This window comes from Olegusella sp. (genome assembly GCF_057238325.1).
This window is the reverse complement of record NZ_DBHHGF010000006.1, coordinates 108016-128086: the sequence shown is the minus strand read 5'-3', so window position 1 is coordinate 128086 and position 20071 is coordinate 108016. Positions and strand designations below refer to the sequence as shown.

Genomic DNA, 20071 nt, shown 5'->3' with positions numbered 1-20071 from the left:
GGCCACCTTCACAGGTAGAAGCCCTATTTTGCTAAAATGTACTGCGGAAAAGGGGATTTAAGACCAGGGTACAGATCTGTTACCTGCGGAAGCTTCACAAAAAGTGACTGCGCCACAAGCAACGTTCTGTCGACACTTGGAAATGAACTTATGAAAGAATTACTTGCTAAAATCGACACAGGAGTTCGACACTATGAAAACGCTAACAGATTTGTCGCTTTTTCTATTTTATGTATATCTACTCATCTTCGAGAGTAACTTTCAACTCACAAGTCACATCGCCATGCTCAAGAGTGTCTAGCGTAAGCATGTGGTGTACATAAGCAATCTCAGATACAGGGATCTCCACTTTATAGCGACGACACATATCGTGGAAAGCGGTATAGAACCAATCGATAAACTCGTGATTTTTTTGCTCAAAGCTTTTCTCGTCAGGATAGGTGTTCACAAAACTCTTAGTAACTAAACGTTCGATGAGGCCACACAAATGCACATATACCGCGATTCTTCTGCGGTCATTAATCATAATGCCTGACAATCTTGAGAGTTCCCTCATTGCATGGTCAGCTTCAAGGTAAAGCATCTCTGGATTAAGTATCGTAATTGATTCTGCAGCACTTCGTAATGTAAGATTTCGCAATAGACGAGAGTGAAAATCGACCATTTCTTTAGAACTCAATACTTTAGATAAAACACGATCTAACTCTTCAGATGACCCAGAATACAGAATGTCTTCTAAGGGGATAAAGGGTACTTGTAAAATCCCAGGATTCATAGTTCCAACTAATGCATGCACGCGATGGGCATTAAACACTGCTGCTTGGTCCCCACTGCGTGCAAGCTCATCATAGTCGCATGTAATCAAATTTACAGGCAGCTCTTCAGGGAGACTATCTTGAACAAGTTTCCTAATATTATCGGCAGCACGGCTACCAGCCTCAGAACAAAATGCAATCACATCATCCTTTTCGGATGAGCAGATTACATGATATGTTGGCCAACAAAGCTCAAGACTTTGATCTAAGAACTCTTGAAAGTCTCTATCTGATGACAACGCATTACCAACTCCAAGCGCCAAGCTAGTCGAGACATTGTTAAACACGTACATACTGCCCCTAAAGTCACGCGTTATAGCAGCACTTATCTGCTCGAGAGATCCCATATCTACCAGAATCACCACGCGGTCGCAAAAAGAAAAGCGTTCTAAAAGGCGAGAAAGAGGTGTAATAATGTCTTTGATTTCTTGGTCATACGTCATGTCAATCGCTTCATAGACCCGTTTATGCAGAATCCTGTTTGCTGCATCGGCAATACTTGTCGCCGTAGCATACCCATGACAGATAACTACACCTAGAGAATCTCTCTTTGTTGGGTCGGTACCAATTGCTTCGATGACCTCAATTTCAAGCATTACTTTGGTAAGTTCGTCAAGTTCAGTCCCCAAAATAGTTCGTACCCGAGCTGAAATTTGATTTACGACAACAGTCGCAATCTGAGAGTCACGTGTAAATATGGATGCTAAATCGCACAGCTCATCATGATATTTTCGGCGCCACAGCGTCAACAGGTCCCCACCCCACAACTGCATTACCAGAGCCTGCGAAAGCAATCGTGTAACCTTGCGACTCAATTCAATTCCATACTCCTCATTGACCTGCTCGATAACTGGGGTAAGAATACGTTCGTAAGAGGCTATTCGAGGGTTCACGATTACGTCATCAAAGTTACGAAGATCTTGGCTAGCATGAAGCTCCTCAATACAAGCAATCGTCAATTCATCAAACGTAATGGTGCCCGCTTTAAAATCGTCATAGGAATCAACCATTTGTTGAAAGAACTGCATCGATTGTTCGGCAGGATCAAGTGATGCAAGGTTGTTGTCAGAAACCAACTGGTCATCATCTGGAAGAGACGTATTGGCGGTCAAGATATTGGTTGGCAAATTATATACATGTATCACCAGATTGTCTGCATCACGGTTGAGATATGCCTCTGCACAACAACTGGTTACAGTTGTTCTCAAGCCATTAATATTCTCGTCAAAGTTTGCAGCCGTGAGTGCACGAAGGGCACCCCTACTAATAGCAATATCCGCCGCAATTCGTTGGCCTTCGATACGCAAATAATGCATAACAAGAGCCATACGTTCGCATTCTCCTCGCTCTGCATAAGAAGGAAGCGACACGATGACAGGTACGAGATGTGAAATTGCTGAAAGAATTTTATTGCTTAGTGAACGCGAGCTTCCCAAAATGAAACGTGCAGGAGGCACACCACCCACTTTAGACTGAACAACTATACGATCCTCTGTCATATAGCCAAGTAGTTGCTCATTTACCGCTTGCGAAAGATGGTCTACGCGCTCAATGTACACCACGCCACCTGCGGCTTGTTGTACGGCTCCCGTTCGTTCCGCCGTACCAAAAATATCAGCCATTATTGTGGAGTCATTATCGTCATACCGTGAACAATCCACTACCACAAAACGCGCACTACGCGGAAGAATTCCACTATTAATTCCATACTCATAGGTAAGACGTGCTAGAAACGCCTTGCCAGTGCCATGAGCTCCCACAAGCAAAGCAGGAAGACCACTAGGAGGATAGCTGATGGCACTTCGAAGCTGTTCAATGCATACGCTAAGTGAAAGATCTCGACCAATCGCCTTCTCAAAGTCATGACGCTCAGGAACACCAGACTCTTCTAGCAACTCTTGCATTGAACTATATTCCATATATTTGATAGATGCCTGAAGATAACGTTCAAGACCACGTCGATGTAAATATAAAACGGGACGAGAGTTAATTTTAACTACCAGTCGATCACGTACAAGCTCGTTGAGATACTGACTCGCAAGATTGCGACTAATGTGGCATTGTCCGGCAATCCTATTTGTCGTAAAGACATCGGTACTTTCAGGATTTAGATTACGTGTGGCCTTTTCAATGTACCAAAGGACCTCACTTTTTGTTTCCGGCATGCCCATCGTTTGGTCGTTCCTTCCTTTTAATAGAGAAAAGACGAATCCGATCTAGAATAGAATCGTGACTCCATTCAAAGGTGCATAACAAGGTTTATATAATACGTAAAGCAACTCTATTCACATAACGCAACAGTATTACCACAGCACGTGCAATTGACTCATACAGATTGCAGTCAAGTTTAAGACTTGCTGTTCTTGTCGGCGACAATGCTACTAGATGTGCAATCTCGAATACTTTTTTCTTATCCAGCTGAGCTTGATACAATTGACGAGCTTATCTCCAAGTACGAGGACAGGCTCGACACTAACAAGCGCACCGCATGACTCATCCCCAGAGTTTGTCGAGAAGTTACTTGCAGACACTCTTTTCAACTTTACCTATCCAAAATACGGATGCATAGCAAGTCTCGTAAATCCCTGATAGCAATATAAGAGTGTGTGGACTCCTTAATATGGGATAATGACACAAGTGGGTTCTTCTGCCGAGAAGTAAACTCCGTTAATTCAATCGCCGACCAGATGGTTGGGGCCCGATGAGGCCAATCATTTTGGATGCCGTAGCGACGTATCGTTGCGGCATCTATCTGAAAGCAAAGTACCGTGGATAGACTGACCATTATATTCCCCTCGAATAGCCCAAGCACAGGCAAGGTGATGTCTGGTTATGAGGACGAATATCGAGGATGTATTGAATCGGGTAGTTTCAACGTAGCGCTATACAACGAATGTGGCTATCTGCATGGAGATCCACTTGTTGTAATTCCGCCAGCTCCCACGAAACGTGCCTTTTGCCTGCTTAGAGGTTTGCCGACCTCAGATAGACGATACAAACAGCTTACAAAGGCGCTCAAACACTTTGGATATGCAACCCTGTGGAACGTCGACTCCTTATGGTCCGTAAATTACTACGATGATGGACCATACAGCATGCGCGACTACATGCCGCATAGCGTGAAACCCTATAAGCTAGGGCATGATGCTGAACATTATTCACCTGCCACTTCCGTATTCAATAATCTCGGTTCATTTATCGTTAGAGATGCAGCAACTGTTTGGACCGAAGATGGAAAACCGAAGGTATTCACTCCTCCTTTCAACGCCAGCGAGATTGATGACATAATAGAAACTGTCAAAGAAATGCTCGGCGTCCATCATGCCTCGTGGTGGGATTTTGATAGCGTGTTGTTTCAAAAGCATGAATCCACGTCAGCAGAATGGCGAGCGTTCTTCTTCGATGGCAGAATCCTTGATATAGTTCCTACCAACACAACCAATATAAATTCAGTTCCCCCTCCTCCTGATAATTTAATTAACCTCGCACTCGAAGAATCCAAGCCCTACACAGCATTCGACTTTGCACTGACTTCAAATGGTAACTGGAGAATGACGCGATTCTTTGATGCTCAATTCACCGATTTGCCCAGGTTAGTCAACACCAAGATTTACTATGAAAAACTAGCAAAACTAGTACAAAATGCGCCAGTAGTCCCAACGTGGTCATGGTGTTTAGTCGGCGAGATTGTGGACGAGAACATCGTAGGTAAAGAGCATAGATTGGTTCATGGTACTCGACACTTTGTACCAGGAACAAAAGTCTATTGCGTCTGCGAACTTGGTGGCAACGGCTGGGAACGCATCTGTGTTATCGGTGTCCCACGCTATTCAGACAATCTCGTCAGTATGATTATCCCGGCAACAAAGATTTGTAACTTTAGATTAGAGAAAGTCTACGACAAGCGCATCATCGAAGTGATGACCAATGGCTGGCTTGGCGGCGCCTTCTGCTCAATCAATCCTGCACAAATAGGTTTTGGTTGGACCAATTCTGACGAGGACAGAGAAGAAATTGAGCGTCTGGCTGAGTATTTTCAGAATACTGCTCTGGATAACAAGTAAAAATCCATCCAAAAGATCAATCTTCAATGCACGAAACTCTATTGAAAGCAGGCAAATGTGTTATCAGAAAAAACTCTACACAAAATTGCGAACATCTTCAATGGTGATGCAGAGGAGACACCTTACACGAGGAAGTCTGGCCCCGAACTCGTCCGATTCTTCAACGAGAGACTTCGCTTCTCTGACGTCTATCAATCGCCCTTCCCTTCAAGATGGTATTACGTTGTACAAAACCTCCGGCTACTCGAAAGTCGCAATGCTCTATCAACTTTCTTTACCGTGATTCTTAGCTGGCAATATCTCCTTGTTGATCTCGACTGTACAGAAACGGAGGTGAAGAAAGCTTCGTGCGTGGCCCGCACTCTGGTTAACAAGGTACTTGCAGCTGATCAGACAAAAGTAGATGTAGTCAATAAGAAGGCGAAACTCATCAAGATAAATGCGGATCTGGTCGAACTAGGCAAAGGCGGGTTTGCCACTACGTATCTTCAAATATCTACTGGACTTGTTGTCAAGAAACTGAACCCTAACAGTGCGGTAAAAGACAGTTTTCGGCGTCGATTCAAGCGAGAATTCGACATTATGTCCAAGCTTCATGACGACCCAGGTGTGATTAAGGTCTATGATTATGATTCCGATACCTGTTCATACACAATGGAACGTGCGAATCAAACGCTAAAGGATTACTTTGAACTTCAGCCCTCTCTAAACGATGAGACTCGAATATCAATTGTCCGAGATTTTCTTTCCATATTTGCTCGAATACATCTGAAGGGCATCTGTCATAGAGACATCTCCCCCAGCAATATCCTCTTCGTTGGTGACAAAATGAAAGTATCAGACTTTGGGCTCGGTAAGGACCTCACCGCACTGAACTCATACAACACAACCAACACGAACAACTATGGAACCTACGCCTATGCTGCGCCAGAGCTCATTGGCAGTCTCGGGAAAGGTGATATTAAAAGCGACGTATACTCACTTGGAAAGCTCATCAACTATACAATGACTGGGTCACCCGACAACACACATCACGTCCTCTGCGGTCCAGCGCGAAAGGCCACCGTAAAGGAACCCAGCCGTCGTTACGATGACGCAAATAAACTTCTCGAAGCGGTATCCCTAACCTTAAAACGAATGAACGAAGTGCATTACGAGACCTCAATGAGAACGTCGATCCAGCGTGGATTATACGACCGCAACATCGCAGAATGGATAGACTCTCTTTCGCCCCGAAAGCTATGTGACCACATCATCGCGGTCAGCCGTTTCCATGAAGCCCTGCTCAAGCATTGCGAACAGTCACGGGAAAATGCTGACACTATTCTCAACTTTATAGAGGACTCAATGAGGGAGGCTTGCGGCTACTCCTATGAAGCCAATGACAACTTTGCCTACTTCGCCGCTGAGTTGCTCCTCAGCGACAACGTGGACTTTGACGAAAAACAGCGGGCAGCCGAGATCGTGCGCTATGTGGCGCATGATGTCAATAGGTTCTGCATACAGCACCTTATCGAAGATCACCTTATCAACAGAATCGATCCCATGCTCGAAGAACTCTTAAGGAACTAATTACCCTAATATCCAATTAGTCACACCCGCGTACTCGAGTCTGGGCACTTCATGCGCATCGGGAAACACCATACGCGGGCAGAACGAGCTGCGATCATCTACAAGCCGGGCGACAGCCCCCACCGCCATCCTGGCGCTATCCTGAGACATCGGTCTAAAGCCGCGTGCCATCCTTCTCGCCGACAGCACGCTTAGTTCAACTACCTCGATGGCAGGCAGGTACCATCGGAAGCACCCCGTGAACGCCTTTGAGGTGGATCCAGCAGGTCACTCCTCTGCGAGTGCAAGGCCCTAGTACGACAGTAGACCGAGTATGATGGGCGTCACCTTCGCATCCGACATAGTAGATGTGGCCTCGCTGAACATGTGTTATTGGTTCTATAGCATGAGCGCAATCACGTTGGCGTCTGGTCTGGGCAACCTAGCAAACGTCTGAATGATACGGTGTGCGTTTGCTTCACGCACTGGACTCACGTCCCTAGACTTCTAGGACTTCAACCCGAGTGCACTCACAGACTCTTCCGCTGCTTCTCAGGTTCCAAGAACATCACGACGATTTACGTGGATGCGGCTTGGGCACTGCTCACGAGCGGCATTAGGAGTTCTCAGTGCTTCTACAACTACAACGCTCTTGTAGGTAGCAATAGCACTACGTGAACGCGCTCGAAGAGCACCTACAAGTACTCTCGCATCAACACGGAAAATACAGACGATAACGGTAAAGTCACTCATAACATAAGCGGCGTGCTATTCACCACTAAGGTCACCCACAGCCCCTCACGAGAAGCGCATTTGCGACAACGAGGCATTATTGCTCCTCTGCTACGCGCTTCTTTAGATCATCAAGCGCATTTTTGGCTGAGTGCATATAAGCAGAAACTTCGTTTATCTTGTCATTGCCCGACTCAAGAAGCACATTTGCTTCTGAGGGGTCATCAGCCATCTTTTCGATTGCATCCGTATAGTATTGCGCGGCGCTTTGGTAGGACTTTGCCGCCTGAATCAGCGGCTCATGAGTGCTTGTAATACGGTCATCAACCTCAAGGTTGATTACAGCATCACATTTTTCATCAATCCCGGCCTTTGCTTCTTTTGCTGCATCTAAATCCATATTTTGCAAAGCGCTTATAAGTTTGTCAGAGTCGCCACTAATGTCTTTAAAATTTTGAATAGCAGGGTTACTGATGTAGTCACTGTAGAGTTTCTCTAGTGTCTTTTCCTGCACACTGGATGTAGTTGCAGACGTTTTATCAAACGTGTCGTTAGTGGAAGTCACGGGGTCGCTACAGCCAGCTAGGGATAGCATCAAGGCTACCGATGCTACCATTACAGCTAGAGATTTAGATTTCACGATTTACTCCTTTACTCATGGACGGTCAGTGTATCTGAAAGGCCGAGCAAGAAATCAGCAGAGCAGCCAAGATTTTGTGTAAGCGCGTAAAGTTTTACGCCATTTGGCGACCGGGTTCCCCTTTCCCAGCGTGAGATCGTCATTTTATCAACCTCCAGCGCAGTTGCTAAATCATCCTGGGACATTCCCGCAGCTTTTCGCGAGATCGCAATCCTCACACCGATTAGTTTTCTGAGCTCGTCTTCTTCCATCTCGACCCTCTTCCAAATTTGTCTACAAAATATTATTTACAGTTTATTGGTTAGATTATCAGTCAAAACGTCACTACTCCAAAACCAAGCTTTTGGCAATAGCCACTTTGATAGCTGCTTAGGCTTGCTCCCAGTTATCAATATTGATTTCTATGTATTCAGACAACCACAAGGGGCTGTATCAAAAGTCGCATGCGGCAAGCCGCATGCTTTGCCAAATGTATGCTTTACATCAAGAAGTGTCTCGACATACCTCATATCCATTTCACCATTTTGGATAATGAGCGCGTTTTCAAAAAATCTTGATAGCTAGCCCTATTGCCAAGCTGCAGTTTTAAGGCCTCCCGGTCATATCCCGTGAGCCACATGATTGCGACATCAACATCCTAAGCATTATGTCCTTTATACATAACTTTGTTAACCAACAACGAATAGACATCCGAGAATTTCTTTGCCCGAGTAGTTTACGGGCCATAATCAGGTTATAAAAACCCTTTACCTGCGAATGCGCGCACAGCCGCTTACTGATTTAAGCTAACAATAATCGATAACAATCTTTAACAAAGGTAAAATTGTACGAAATCAAAGGAGAGCCAATGGGTCCTAATCAAACAGGGGGTGACGAAAACATCTCCGTCCTGAATATCCCGCTCAAGAGTCTGCGGATAGACATTAAACTGAAGAGACAGCTTCTAAACTCCGGCTTCATGACCCTCGGAGAGGTGTTCGCCAAGAGCCCCAAATATCTAGATTGTACTGTCGGTCAAGATGTCACTGACTCCATTCTTTCAATGATCAATATATACAAGAAGCATCCAGAGGCACTAAAGAAAATGCTCCTCCCCTCTCAGTCACGCAAAGAGCATAAGATCCAAGATGCAGAAGAGGTAATTAGATCCGTTACCATGCAAACGCCTTCAATTCCACAACATGCACACCACGAACAACAACGCATAAGGTACATCGGTCACCTTCCAATCTGTAGAGAGTCGGACGCTCTGCGCGAATTCGAAAAGCGCGTGCATTCCACCATAAAAATTATCGCTGATCATAGTGAAGATGCTTTCCTTGCTGAAGCACTGGAAATGAACACAACCGAGATACCCAAGCTTCGTCTGAATATTCAATCAATCTTCGAACGGTCAAGGAAGTGTTCCCACTCCAGCTCATCGATCGGAGCTGTCCATGCCTTAGCCCACGAGGTTCCTGACTCATTCCTCCTCTACATGCTAGATTCAGCACAACGCAACTTCACGGGAAACTCCGTCTGGAAGCAGGCCTTTGCTGAGCTCGGTATTAAGGACAATCTGAGTGAGCAAGAAATTCCCAAGCTCCTCTATGAAAGAATCAGAAATTGGGGTTTTCGCACCTACTCAGAAGAAGAGACTGAATTCCGGTACTACTACACGGTACTCCTACATGCTGGTCTTGCAGAGTCGGACTGGATCTCAATATGGTCAAGGCTGATACTCCCCCTAGCCAAAGACATTAATCGGGGACGTCTGCCAAACGGCACTTATCCAACAACAAACGATCTAATTGAACTCTCCAGCGACAAGATGGGAGGGTACTACCTCGCAAACAAGTCAGCGTCAAACCTGCTGGACAAGGCTCCAGAAGTAACAGGACCACTTCTTTTTTCGGCACTCGGTGTCGCAGAAAACCTAGTTGCCAGTGCATCAAGGGGCAACAACTCTATGATGATGTCGAGTAACAACCTACCATCACTTGCGATGGAGGCACTACGCACGGTCCTATCTAGCGATAGTACGCCAATAGGTAACAGCAATAGATCCCTTGTATATCTCCCACCAGCCGAACTTCGCCTTGATACGGTGGAACATGACCGCCCGCTTGTACTTCACTGGAACGAGACAAGGCTCCCAATGAGCTATGTCGGAAGAAAGGTATGGTACACAGTTAACGGCATACCAATGGCAACAAGAACAGTATTAACTGGTGTGAGCTATGCTATCTTGGAAGCAGTTACCATTAAGGTTGAGCCAGCAGGTACCTACGATGTTGAAGTCGAAATGTCGAATCCAGAAGGTTCAAAAACTAATAGACTCTTCTCATCACAAACTTTTAGGAAAAATAGGCCAGGAATCTACGAATTCATCAGATCGTCCGACGGTATCATAAGACAGAAGATCCGCCCACTTCGCAGGAAACGCGATGTCTATTGCCTTGTCACCCCAGGCTTTCGGATCTCTACACAGCATGGCATGACGTTAATAAACAAAGAGCAGTTCGCCAATGGGTACGAAGTACTGACCTTCGATATGGATCCCTTGGGATGTGGAGCGGTATATGATCAGTCTGGAATTCAGGTATCTGCTTGGTGTGAGGGTTTCAAGGTTACCGTCGACAGAAGTCAGGTTATAGGAGAAAACAAGTCGGGTGCAGACCTCTACCCACTTGTATTGAGACCGGACGGTCTGGGCTACAACGACGCCCTTCCGGCCATATCCATAGAGGGATTAGCTCAGGACTTCGACGCAAAGCAGCTAAACGTTTCATGTGTGTGTGACGGCACTAGGGTATCAATTAAGCGCGCCAATATCCTACGTAATTCGGAAGAAGGACTACGCGTCGTAAGTCTCCGACTCGATCAGAGCAATGTTCCACAGTTTGTCGAATCGGGCAACCTATATGTAACGCATGAACCCACAGGGCGACAGGTTCTCAACTACCACTTCTCAGTAACACCCATCAGAAAGATCTCGCTCGAGTCCGTCAGGAATGTGCTCAGCACGCTCGTGGCAACTTACTCGATCTCTGTTGAAAGTCACTGTGAACTCATTAGAGGAGACTCCGTCATCCAGCCATGTAAGGAGAAGCCTGCACACATCGAAGCTCTACTATCGGACGAGTTCATCTCCATGGTGGTAAGACCTCCAGATGAGAACTCGGACACATCTATCACTGCCCATGTCTTTGCGGCAGGAATCGACGTCAACACACCGTCAATCGAACAGGATTACAGCCGAAGAATTCTCGACCGACACATACTCGAAGAAATGACTCGAGAGTCTGGTGTAGTTACTATCAAATCACGTGGCAGGCGCAGTCATAGGGGCGTCTTCCTCTCACTCGGACTTCTGCCGTGCTTCATAAAATCAACCCTGCCAATCACCTCTACCTACAAGGTCAGCCCCTTCTCACCCCTACCTGATGCCGGACCGGAAGATGGAAAGAAGCCTGCCATACTGACACTAACCATCAGCTTCGACAATGGTTACAGAAGGGCAACTGAGAAGGAGTCCAGCTGCAGGGTCAACCTCATATCAGTGCTTCTTGGCTACGGTCTCGGGACCTACAAGCTGAATTCCGACCTTAGGGAGAGCAGGCTCGTCTTCTCACAGCCTGTCGACTATGACCTTTCACTGCGATTTTCACGTCTAAAAAATGGGAGAGAGAACTATCGTCAAGGATATTTCACTTCCAGCTGGAGCCACATCGGTTTCCCTGCCGTCAGAGGTCTCGAAAGCTCTTGTCAGAGATTCAATCTTACGAGTCACGCTTACAACAAAGGATCTATTCGGTGATGTCGACTACGAGATGGGTCAAAAGATCGAGATTAGGAGATAGGAAGTCACAATGATTCAGAAGAAGTTCGACCCCGTAGATGCAGCCAGGCACATCGCCCGCTCATACAGCGAGTATCTCGCTACGACCATCAGGTTCTGCGACGTTCAACTTCAGACTCAGCTAGAGAACATCCTCACTCGACCCGGCTTCCTCGCGAAGGGGCCATTCCTGGAGGCAACACCACCCTACACGAAGGGCGTAAGCGTGAGACAGCTCGTCAACAGCGGCGTGTTATGCGAGGGCATGCTAGAACTAGGCAATGGTAACCGGAGTCTATTCGATCCGGATCTCGTCCTCTACGAGCACCAGGTAACCGCCATCCGCAAGGCCAAGGCTGGAAAGAACTACATAGTGACTACTGGCACCGGCTCTGGCAAAACGGAGTGCTTCCTTCTTCCGATAATTGATGACATCCTGCGCGAACAGAAAGCGCACGGACCGAGTGCTGGAGTTCGGGCAATGATCCTCTACCCGATGAACGCGCTTGCAAACGACCAGCTTAAGAGACTTAGGCAACTCCTCCTCGGAACGAAAATTACGTTCGGGCGCTACGTTGGAGACACACCCGAAGGAGCCGCCAAGGGGCGGGCAGCATGGGAGAAGGATCACGTCGGAGAGGAACCGCTCCAGAACGAACTCCTCTCCCGAGAGGAGATGCGCATCGCGCCACCCAACATCCTCCTCACAAACTACTCAATGCTCGAGTACCTCCTCCTCAGGCCCAAAGATGCGCCATTCTTCTCCTCGGTCTTCGGGTCGAACTGGCGCCACATTGCTATTGACGAGGCACACGTATACTCAGGTACACTCGGTACCGAGATAGCCTTCCTGCTGAGACGACTCAAGGCACGGGTCTCGAAAGCAACCGGCAAGAGGATGGCGCTGCACTGTTACGCAACGAGTGCCACAATGGGAACTGATGCCGACAGACCACAGATTGCGAAGTTTGCAGAGGATCTCTTCGGCGAGCCCTTCGATCACGAGGGAAATCCCGCGGTCATCGGGAGTCACCAGGACGATCCCATGTCTTATTTCAGAAAAGATAAATGGGGAGCACTTCCGGCAGATAGGTGGAAGCCGCTTCGGGACGCGGTAGCCAGCGGGAACCCGACATCAGCGACGTTACGCAATGTACTTGAGGGCGCGGTACCAGACGAAGCCATTATAGCCCTCGACCACTTAACCCCTCGCGGTTGGCTGTCATGGCTCCTACTCGGAGAAGAGAACTCCGAGAAAATTGTGCGTCGGGTCACCTCAAACAATGACCTCTTCGACCTGACCGACCTGGCATGCATCGAAAGCCTCGACATTGAGGACCTCCATGGCGATATAGAGGGTGCCGCTGCGCTATCGGCAATGGTCGAGGTCCTCTCCTTCACAGAGTTCTCCGAGGGAGTACCCATCCTTGCAAGCCGATACCACACGTTCTTCAGGGCACCTAGGGGGTCTTTCTCTGTCCCGATGACATGTCGCTGACACCCGAGAGGACCTATGAGCGGCTTCTCCATGATGGATTATCCGTACCCGTATACGAGGTTTCCGTCTGTAGGCACTGCGGTGAGGCTTACATACTCGGGACCGCCTCCACAACCAAAAATTACACCTGGCTGGACCCGAGGAAACCAGACATCAACAGCGATGACTACGCCGTCAGGTCCTACTACAGACTGCTCTCTAACAAGGAAGACGTCGATAAGGACGAGGAGGTGATGTGGCTTTGCACAAAGTGTGGAACCTTACACTCCTCAAGGGAAGGTGGCCCTCACAGACATCCCCATGGCATGTGCGACCGCATACTCATAGCCCGGGGAAGAGCCAATGAAAACGTAGCTAAGTGCGGGCACTGCGGATACCAGAACCGCTACGCCATCCAGCCCATGAGGGTCTCACCTGAGGCTGCGGGAAGCATCGTATGCTACGACCTCGTAAGAGACGTCCCACCATTCGAGCAGAAAATGACGGAGGATAACTTAGACGATCTCTTTGGCATCGACCAGTGCGGAACCGTCAAGGGTGGAAACATCATATGCTTCTCAGACAGGAGACAGGACGCCGCCTACTTCGCCCCAGCCATGTTGAGAACCTACAACAATGTCACCAAACGTCAGATAATCAGGGAAGCGGTCACGTCACTTTGCCTGGACGGAGGTTCATGTCGACCCAGCGACATAGCTAAGTGGATTGCACATAAGAGAAAAACTCAATATCGATTTGACGGCGCAGCTGACACCGACATCGACAGGCGAAATGAGGCCAATGGTTGGATCCTCGATGAACTCATGGCGGAGGATAGCCGCAACAGTCTCGAAGGTCTCGGCCTCGTCGAAGTCTCCCCCGGACCCCTACTCCAACTCTACAATGAAAAACCGACAGCGTTCGAGCAGCTCGCAAAGAAGGCGGCGAACAGCAGACCTGGACTCTCCTGGCTCATGCCGAGCGATTACTTCACCACCATGCGCGTGGGCCTAGAGACTCTCAGGGAGCAGGGGGCGATCAAACGTCCGGACGGCTGCCAGTCGCATATGACGGTGCGCTTCCGCCAGACCCCGTTCGTCATCGGCGACACTGACGATTCGCCACGCGGAACGATCCACTATGTCGGATCCCCGAGGGGTAACGGCAACAAGCGGAGCTCCTTCATAATTTCCCTCGCAAGGAGGAAACACGGGGTGAGTATCAGCAGAGATGATGCCGAAACGCTCCTCGGGATCCTTTACGAAGACACTGTAAAGGTGCTCAGAACCCTGGGAAGGAGGGATGGCACCGAGTACATCTTTAATGACAGCGCAACAGGCGGTTATCTCCTCTCCGCTAATCTTTGGACCCTCAGACCCCAGGACGAATCAGCCAATCTCTACCTCTGCAACATCTGCGGCTGTATGTCCCAATACGATACGGGCGGCGTCTGCCTCACGAGGAATTGCGACGGATGGCCTCAACGCGTAGATGCAACCGAGGTCAAAGGGAAGGACCAGTACTACAAGGTCACCTATCGCGAAGAGCCACTGCCGATCAGGGTCGAGGAACACACCGCTCAGCTCTCAACCAAGCAGGCTGCCAAAATCCAGCAAGATTTCATCGACGGCAAAGTGAATGTGCTCTCCTGTACCACTACCTTCGAGCTCGGTGTCGACGTCGGCGACCTGCGCGCGACCTTCATGAGGAATGTCCCTCCCTCCCCTGCGAACTATGCCCAGCGCGCTGGACGAGTTGGCAGACGCGCAGGCAAGCCTGGGTTCGCTGTGACGTTCGCGAGACTGAGACCCCACGATATCGAGTACTTCCGCATGCCAGCAAAGATTATCGCTGGCGAGACCAAGGCTCCATCCTGCTATCTCTCGAACCCCTCCATCGCCATAAGGCACGTATTCGCAGTTGTCCTCTCAGAGTACTTCAGGAGTGGCAATGGTCGCGAGACGAGCGCTGGAGACTACAACGACTTCATGGCAATCAAAGAGGTGCGCCCAACGGCGATCAAGGCTGTTAGAGACTTCATATCCTCGCACCGAAGCAACTTGGATAATCAACTCTCCGAAATACTCCCAAAAGTGGTGTCTGAGTCGACGGAGATTGGCCTCTCGGAGGGAACATGGATAGAGAGACTCCTCGGCGACGGCGGGCGACTCATGCGCGCACATGCACTAGTGCATGAAGACTGGGACAGACTCGAGCGCTCAGCCCAGATGGCAAAGGATGAGGGTAAGTACGACAAAGCTTCCCGCAACATAAAAATGCAGGGAAATCTCTATAAGAAGAAGACCATTGAAGTCCTCGCTGAATCGGGTGTCCTGCCAAAGTACGGATTCCCCACAGACCTCGTGCAGCTTTTCCTCGTCGAACAGGAGAATGCTCTGCCCGACGAGCGTCTCGAGCTTTCCCGCGGTCTCAGACAGGCAATACGTGAGTACGCACCAGGCTCAGAGATCGTAGCGGGCAAGCGTGTCTGGCACTCATGCGGAATTGCTAAACCAAGGGAACGGTCCTACGAGACAAGACGCTTTGGAGTCTGCTCGAATAAAGACTGCCGCGCGTTCGTCGTTCCCATCGACACCGGCGAGGACGAGATGGACTGCCCACTCTGCAGTAGCAAGATTAAACTTACGAACAGGATACTCGTACCTTCGAGCGGATTCCGGGGAAAGGAGGTGCCGGGCAGGAACGCGACTCTTAGGCGACCGAGAAACCACGGATTCATCGACATAAAGTTCGTACAGAACTGGACAGATGGCAACGAACTCTCATGGGTTGAAATGCCTGGCGGCAAGCTTGGCATACGATATGCAGGAAACGGAATGCTCTACGCGATCAACCGTGGTCCCAGTTCGCGAGGATTCAAGGTGTGCAGCTATTGCGGAGCAGCAGCCCCTGCTGAAGAACAGATCACCCACGAGAAATGGTGTATCTCCAAAGAGACCCAGCACTACACGGGTCTAGGCACCGACTTCACCACGGACGTCCTTGAGCTCACTTTCGCACTAGATGACAGACATCCAAGGGACCCATCGGAATGGCGTTCCCTGATGTGGGCCCTCGTACAGGCAGCGGTATCGCTGATGAACATCCCCGAGGGAGAAATCGGAGCAACAGCTTACACGAACTTCAATACAGGAGATGAGTCTGTACTCCTTTACGACAACGTACCGGGTGGGGCGGGAAGAGTCCTTCAACTCAATAGAGACATAGACGGACTACTGCAAAAAGCATATGAAATCGTAAGCACCTGTGATTGCGGAGAAGACTCATGCTGTTACGGATGTCTCTGCAATTACCACAACCAGGGCGAGCAGGACCAACTCTCAAGAGGTGCAGCAATGAGAATTCTGGGGGCACTCATGAATCAGTTGGCTGAATAAATCCCCTATCTCCAGTCATCAGTCGAAGATTATGGTACTGGAATACGGAGATACATCTATGGGCAAGCAACCAGGTACGTTAAGCTTGCCCATAGCCACCGAGTCAGCTCTCATCTCTCTGGAGGCAGATGATGACAATACCCTTCAGCGCATCAAAGCCAACATGGGCAAAAGGGGCATCGTTATATGCCGCACCACCATCATTGTAAGCGCGGTAATCACAACCAATGAAGATTTTAGATAATGGTTCACTGAGGCCTATGATGCTGCTAACGATAAGAGCAACGACTACAACTTCTCCAAGTCACACTTGGAAAACTGCAAAGGACAGTACCTTGGTGTAGAGGCGACTACCTCTGAATAGCGAGCTATGACCAGAGACGAGAAGGGACACACCAGCACGTCAACCAAACAGCAGCGACATAAATCTGCCTCGTGATGATTTATTGGTAATCGCAAGCTCGTAAATTCGCTCCCAGGGGATGTGCTGTCTCACAATCTTGCAACGTGTACGGTAGTCAGACGAAGCCATCGCCTCGTCTGCCGCTACTTGGACGATAGACGGATCTTCGCCCAGTGCTTCTGCAATCCAAAGTATGGATCCCGAGTTATTGAGACGGTTGTACGCCTTCTTCGCGCTCCTATTAAGCTCTAAACGCGAGTATGCCCCTGTACCGTTCATGCCGTTTTGAGCCATAAACCATGAAACCATGTGTTCGCGCTGACTTGTCCACCAGACATCCTTCGTCTGACCACATGCAAAATCATAGGCATCCGTAATGGGAGGATGAGGCGGCAGTTTCTTCAGAATGCGCGCAAACTTAATTACATCTATGTCTTCTGAAGAAACTGCCATGCTTAATCCTTAATCTGCTCCGTTTATTATAGTTCGCACCGGCATCTGGCACGCCCGCTAAACATGCACGAAATCATCTTTTTTTATGACCATCTTTTTTAATCTCACTTACAAGTTCCTCAATGGCGGTCCTGATTTTAAAAACTTCACTTTTTATTTGTATATTTCCTGCAAAAGAATAGTAGTCAAGCACAAAAGACTCTTGAATATGCTTAGAGAAAATGAGGCCCCTTGAATCATATGAAATTGTTATTTCGCTTGATTTGTTTTCGTTGCTTGCAAGAAAACTTCCGCTATTAATTAGGGTTTTCCTACATGCACCAGGAACCAGAATAGGTATTCCCTTCTCAAGGAAACCCCTCCTTAAGATATGGATGAACTCATCCTTTGCCAAGGAATAATCAAATCCTGATAGCTTCACATTTCTAGCTAATCCACCTCCTATGTTCTTCACGTAAAGGTACATGGACGCTTCATCGTCGCCATATTCTAGATAAACAATTACATTTGGTTTCTGTGCGCTGTGATGAATGTATATAGCAACAATGATTGCCCCAATTGAACCAATCGCACTTACGGCGGATGTTATGCCTGAAATGTATGGAATAATTTCCATTGTGAGCCCAAGCTCCTTTCGCTACTCAAAATCGTACGCATGCTCTTTTTTCTATAAATCTCGCTTATTTGTTTGAAACACATTCATTAATATCCAGCATAGTTTCAGCTAGTTTTCCTCCGTTGATGTAACTCGTGATGCTCGAGTTATTAATGTGTCCAGGATAGCCACTTGAATCAAACTCAGTTGACGCTTCAATAACATCATCTTGCGACACTTTAGAATCTAGAATTGGCGCTGCTGCCCTGAAAAATTGGGCAATCTGCTCTTTTGGGCCAAATGCATACACCCGCAGGCTTTTGTTTTGCTTATTAAACCCGCCATAACCTCCGTAGTTAATGATATCGACAGATAAATCACCACATTTTGCCGCCATACCTACTGACCCATCGAACGCGCTAAGGCGGAATTCGCGCCTATAGTGATCTCCTTCATTATCGTGCGGATCGAATTGCTCGCCCTTTTCTATTGGTGTTTGTGCTGAAGCATTATATTTATCAATAAATTTTGAGATGTAATCAACACTTTCTTGGGGAGCTTCTTGTTTGCTGCTCTGTTTTGTATCAGGCTTCTTAGAATTTTGAGTTGCCTGTTTTTGGTATTGATTTCTTGCGGTCAACCCAAGGATTAAGACAAGTATAACTGCAAGCGCCTTGAGAATAAACTTGTGACGCGTCCAAGTCGTAGAAGTCTTAACAATAGACCCCTCTGTCCCCGATTCGTCTTGATCTGCTACTGCCCCTACGCAAGGCTCATCTTTTTCCTCAGATGTATTGCCTTGCATGTTTCTCTTACATCCTATCTTCCACTTGTTGAGCGCGCTCTGGATAGCAGACAAAAAGACTAAAAGGAGGAAGAGGGTTATCGCCGCGCTGTTATTATTCCCGACGCTTGCAATAAATGCGATTGCAAATAGAACAATGATTATCCAAAAAAATGTCATTGATACTACGACAAAGCCATACGTAAACTTTGGATGTTGTTTTGACAGCTCATTCATCCTTGTATTTGCTGCAACAGCATTGCGCGGCAGTCCTCCTTTATTTTTAGATTGTTTGGCATCGCTTTTCCGCTTACTGTTAGCGGGGAACTTAAATACATCAGACAGGCTGAACGTAGTGCGCCGATAAATACGGTTATAGATGGCTCTTTTGGGGTTCTTCCATAAACCCGTTCCGCGTTTACCATAAAAAGGGATGAAGGTTTTTTGGCTTTGCGCTTGAGCTTGGCAGTCGTGCGCGCTTTGAATGATTTTTTGTAGCTTCTGCGCCTTAATCCAAACTTCATAGCCTATCCCATCTCCTTACTTGCCTAGAACCACACAACCGTGCCGTGAAACTCAATGCTGTGTTCATTGATGTCGCACAAAACGATGTCCTCAAATCCGCTTTCCCATGAGTCCAGGTTGGATTGCCAGTCAAAACGGTATCGCTCCAAAAACTAGTTTCCCTCTTTTTTTTGCTTAAATCAATTTGAAATACTTGATAGCAAGAAATCTAACGCGGTCTTATACTTGTCGACTCGTTCTAGGTCCTTATGTGAAATCTCGGAAAGCCGTTCGAGTTTCATATTGTGTTTTAAGTCAGCGATCTTAACCATGGTTGCGAGTTTGTTAGTAGCAACTCGTTCGATATATTCAAAATATGACACATCCTTTTGATGAGTAAGAACCTTAACAGCATTTACCACATCTGTACAAAGGCCTGCAGCATAAAGGTCATCAGACGTGATATCAGTATCTTCGAGTGTGTCATGCAACCATACAACTGCCTTAGCGTTATCACCACTCACATGAGCGGCCACATAAGCAGGGTGTTCAATATAGGGCTTTCCTGCTTTATCTACCTGTCCAGCGTGCGCTCTAGTTACTATTTGCTGCGCAATTTTCTCTTGCTGCAATGCCATCTAAAGCCTCCTGCTCGGTTATTTCATCAACCCAACGCTCGCCTACCCACATATCAGCTAGGTCTGCATCTTCAGTAGCCAGTCATATCTAAAGAGGTTGCCAGAAATCTCACGAATATATAAAGGAGCATCACACTCTTTAAAATATCTCACAAAGCAACCTCCTCAATTCCTGTTGGCATAGGAACCTTATTAGA

Annotated in this window: 15 protein-coding genes and 1 pseudogene; 6 read left to right on the top strand and 10 right to left on the bottom strand. The window is 47.8% G+C overall.

Annotated elements, in window-relative coordinates:
* Positions 1 to 238 precede the first annotated feature (238 nt).
* Positions 239 to 2986 (bottom strand): sigma 54-interacting transcriptional regulator, encoded by a 2748-nt coding sequence (locus ACO5JD_RS06020; protein ID WP_484988408.1) that lies wholly within the window; start codon positions 2984 to 2986, stop codon positions 239 to 241.
* A 651-nt stretch (positions 2987 to 3637) separates the two neighbouring features.
* On the opposite strand from ACO5JD_RS06020, the gene ACO5JD_RS06015 reads away from it, so the two are divergent.
* Both ACO5JD_RS06015 and ACO5JD_RS06010 read left to right on the top strand, forming a co-directional pair.
* A complete protein-coding gene (locus ACO5JD_RS06015; protein ID WP_484988406.1) occupies positions 3638 to 4879 on the top strand; it encodes an ATP-grasp domain-containing protein in 1242 nt (413 codons plus the stop codon).
* A gap of 57 nt (positions 4880 to 4936) precedes the next feature.
* On the top strand, positions 4937 to 6451 hold the full coding sequence (locus ACO5JD_RS06010) for a protein kinase domain-containing protein (protein WP_484988404.1): 1515 nt from the start codon (positions 4937 to 4939) through the stop codon (positions 6449 to 6451).
* A 531-nt stretch (positions 6452 to 6982) separates the two neighbouring features.
* Here ACO5JD_RS06010 and ACO5JD_RS06005 read toward each other — a convergent pair.
* From ACO5JD_RS06005 to ACO5JD_RS05990, 4 genes and pseudogenes are all read right to left on the bottom strand, one after another.
* A complete protein-coding gene (locus tag ACO5JD_RS06005) occupies positions 6983 to 7183 on the bottom strand; it encodes a hypothetical protein (RefSeq protein WP_484988402.1) in 201 nt (66 codons plus the stop codon).
* 76 nt (positions 7184 to 7259) lie between these two features.
* Positions 7260 to 7802, bottom strand: a complete 543-nt coding sequence (locus tag ACO5JD_RS06000) for a hypothetical protein (RefSeq protein WP_484988400.1) — start codon at positions 7800 to 7802, stop codon at positions 7260 to 7262.
* Positions 7803 to 7813: 11 nt separating this feature from the next.
* Entirely contained in the window at positions 7814 to 8053 is a 240-nt protein-coding gene (locus tag ACO5JD_RS05995; protein WP_484988398.1) for a helix-turn-helix domain-containing protein, read from the bottom strand.
* A 254-nt stretch (positions 8054 to 8307) separates the two neighbouring features.
* Positions 8308 to 8427 (bottom strand): annotated as a pseudogene (locus ACO5JD_RS05990) (hypothetical protein); the annotation flags it as partial.
* A 222-nt stretch (positions 8428 to 8649) separates the two neighbouring features.
* Here ACO5JD_RS05990 and ACO5JD_RS05985 point away from each other — a divergent pair.
* Genes ACO5JD_RS05985 through ACO5JD_RS05970 form a run of 4 tightly spaced genes read left to right on the top strand, consistent with a single transcriptional unit; the run spans position 8650 to position 16741 of the window.
* The gene (locus ACO5JD_RS05985; protein ID WP_484988396.1) at positions 8650 to 11601 is read left to right on the top strand and encodes a hypothetical protein; all 2952 of its coding nucleotides are present in this window, start codon (positions 8650 to 8652) and stop codon (positions 11599 to 11601) included.
* Between the two features lie 52 nt (positions 11602 to 11653).
* Positions 11654 to 13120, top strand: a complete 1467-nt coding sequence (locus tag ACO5JD_RS05980; protein WP_484988394.1) for a DEAD/DEAH box helicase — start codon at positions 11654 to 11656, stop codon at positions 13118 to 13120.
* Positions 13111 to 16497, top strand: a complete 3387-nt coding sequence (locus tag ACO5JD_RS05975) for a DUF1998 domain-containing protein (RefSeq protein WP_484988392.1) — start codon at positions 13111 to 13113, stop codon at positions 16495 to 16497. The genes ACO5JD_RS05980 and ACO5JD_RS05975 overlap by 10 nt, the downstream gene beginning before the upstream one ends.
* A gap of 58 nt (positions 16498 to 16555) precedes the next feature.
* Positions 16556 to 16741: a hypothetical protein gene (locus ACO5JD_RS05970; RefSeq protein WP_484988390.1), complete on the top strand. Its 186-nt coding sequence runs from the start codon at positions 16556 to 16558 to the stop codon at positions 16739 to 16741.
* A gap of 159 nt (positions 16742 to 16900) precedes the next feature.
* Here the strand turns inward: ACO5JD_RS05970 and ACO5JD_RS05965 are convergent, their stop codons facing one another.
* From ACO5JD_RS05965 to ACO5JD_RS05945, 5 genes are all read right to left on the bottom strand, one after another.
* The gene (locus tag ACO5JD_RS05965) at positions 16901 to 17353 is read right to left on the bottom strand and encodes a hypothetical protein (protein ID WP_484988388.1); all 453 of its coding nucleotides are present in this window, start codon (positions 17351 to 17353) and stop codon (positions 16901 to 16903) included.
* Between the two features lie 73 nt (positions 17354 to 17426).
* Positions 17427 to 17969: a hypothetical protein gene (locus ACO5JD_RS05960; RefSeq protein ID WP_484988386.1), complete on the bottom strand. Its 543-nt coding sequence runs from the start codon at positions 17967 to 17969 to the stop codon at positions 17427 to 17429.
* Positions 17970 to 18033: 64 nt separating this feature from the next.
* The gene (locus ACO5JD_RS05955; RefSeq protein WP_484988384.1) at positions 18034 to 18969 is read right to left on the bottom strand and encodes a hypothetical protein; all 936 of its coding nucleotides are present in this window, start codon (positions 18967 to 18969) and stop codon (positions 18034 to 18036) included.
* Complete coding sequence (locus ACO5JD_RS05950; RefSeq protein ID WP_484988382.1) at positions 18966 to 19256, bottom strand: hypothetical protein; 291 nt, start codon at positions 19254 to 19256, stop codon at positions 18966 to 18968. The genes ACO5JD_RS05955 and ACO5JD_RS05950 overlap by 4 nt, the downstream gene beginning before the upstream one ends.
* Positions 19257 to 19436: 180 nt before the next feature.
* Entirely contained in the window at positions 19437 to 19874 is a 438-nt protein-coding gene (locus ACO5JD_RS05945; protein WP_484988380.1) for a GTP pyrophosphokinase, read from the bottom strand.
* Between the last annotated feature and the right edge of the window lie 197 nt (positions 19875 to 20071).

Coding starts and splice junctions, on each gene's coding strand:
- ACO5JD_RS06020 (WP_484988408.1), bottom strand. CDS start 2,986: ATGGGCATGCCGGAAACAAAAAGTGAGGTCCTTTGGTACATTGAAAAG.
- ACO5JD_RS06015 (WP_484988406.1), top strand. CDS start 3,638: ATGTCTGGTTATGAGGACGAATATCGAGGATGTATTGAATCGGGTAGT.
- ACO5JD_RS06005 (WP_484988402.1), bottom strand. CDS start 7,183: ATGAGTGACTTTACCGTTATCGTCTGTATTTTCCGTGTTGATGCGAGA.
- ACO5JD_RS05995 (WP_484988398.1), bottom strand. CDS start 8,053: ATGGAAGAAGACGAGCTCAGAAAACTAATCGGTGTGAGGATTGCGATC.
- ACO5JD_RS05985 (WP_484988396.1), top strand. CDS start 8,650: ATGGGTCCTAATCAAACAGGGGGTGACGAAAACATCTCCGTCCTGAAT.
- ACO5JD_RS05980 (WP_484988394.1), top strand. CDS start 11,654: ATGATTCAGAAGAAGTTCGACCCCGTAGATGCAGCCAGGCACATCGCC.
- ACO5JD_RS05975 (WP_484988392.1), top strand. CDS start 13,111: ATGTCGCTGACACCCGAGAGGACCTATGAGCGGCTTCTCCATGATGGA.
- ACO5JD_RS05970 (WP_484988390.1), top strand. CDS start 16,556: ATGGGCAAGCAACCAGGTACGTTAAGCTTGCCCATAGCCACCGAGTCA.
- ACO5JD_RS05965 (WP_484988388.1), bottom strand. CDS start 17,353: ATGGCAGTTTCTTCAGAAGACATAGATGTAATTAAGTTTGCGCGCATT.
- ACO5JD_RS05960 (WP_484988386.1), bottom strand. CDS start 17,969: ATGGAAATTATTCCATACATTTCAGGCATAACATCCGCCGTAAGTGCG.
- ACO5JD_RS05955 (WP_484988384.1), bottom strand. CDS start 18,969: ATGAATGAGCTGTCAAAACAACATCCAAAGTTTACGTATGGCTTTGTC.
- ACO5JD_RS05950 (WP_484988382.1), bottom strand. CDS start 19,256: ATGAAGTTTGGATTAAGGCGCAGAAGCTACAAAAAATCATTCAAAGCG.
- ACO5JD_RS05945 (WP_484988380.1), bottom strand. CDS start 19,874: ATGGCATTGCAGCAAGAGAAAATTGCGCAGCAAATAGTAACTAGAGCG.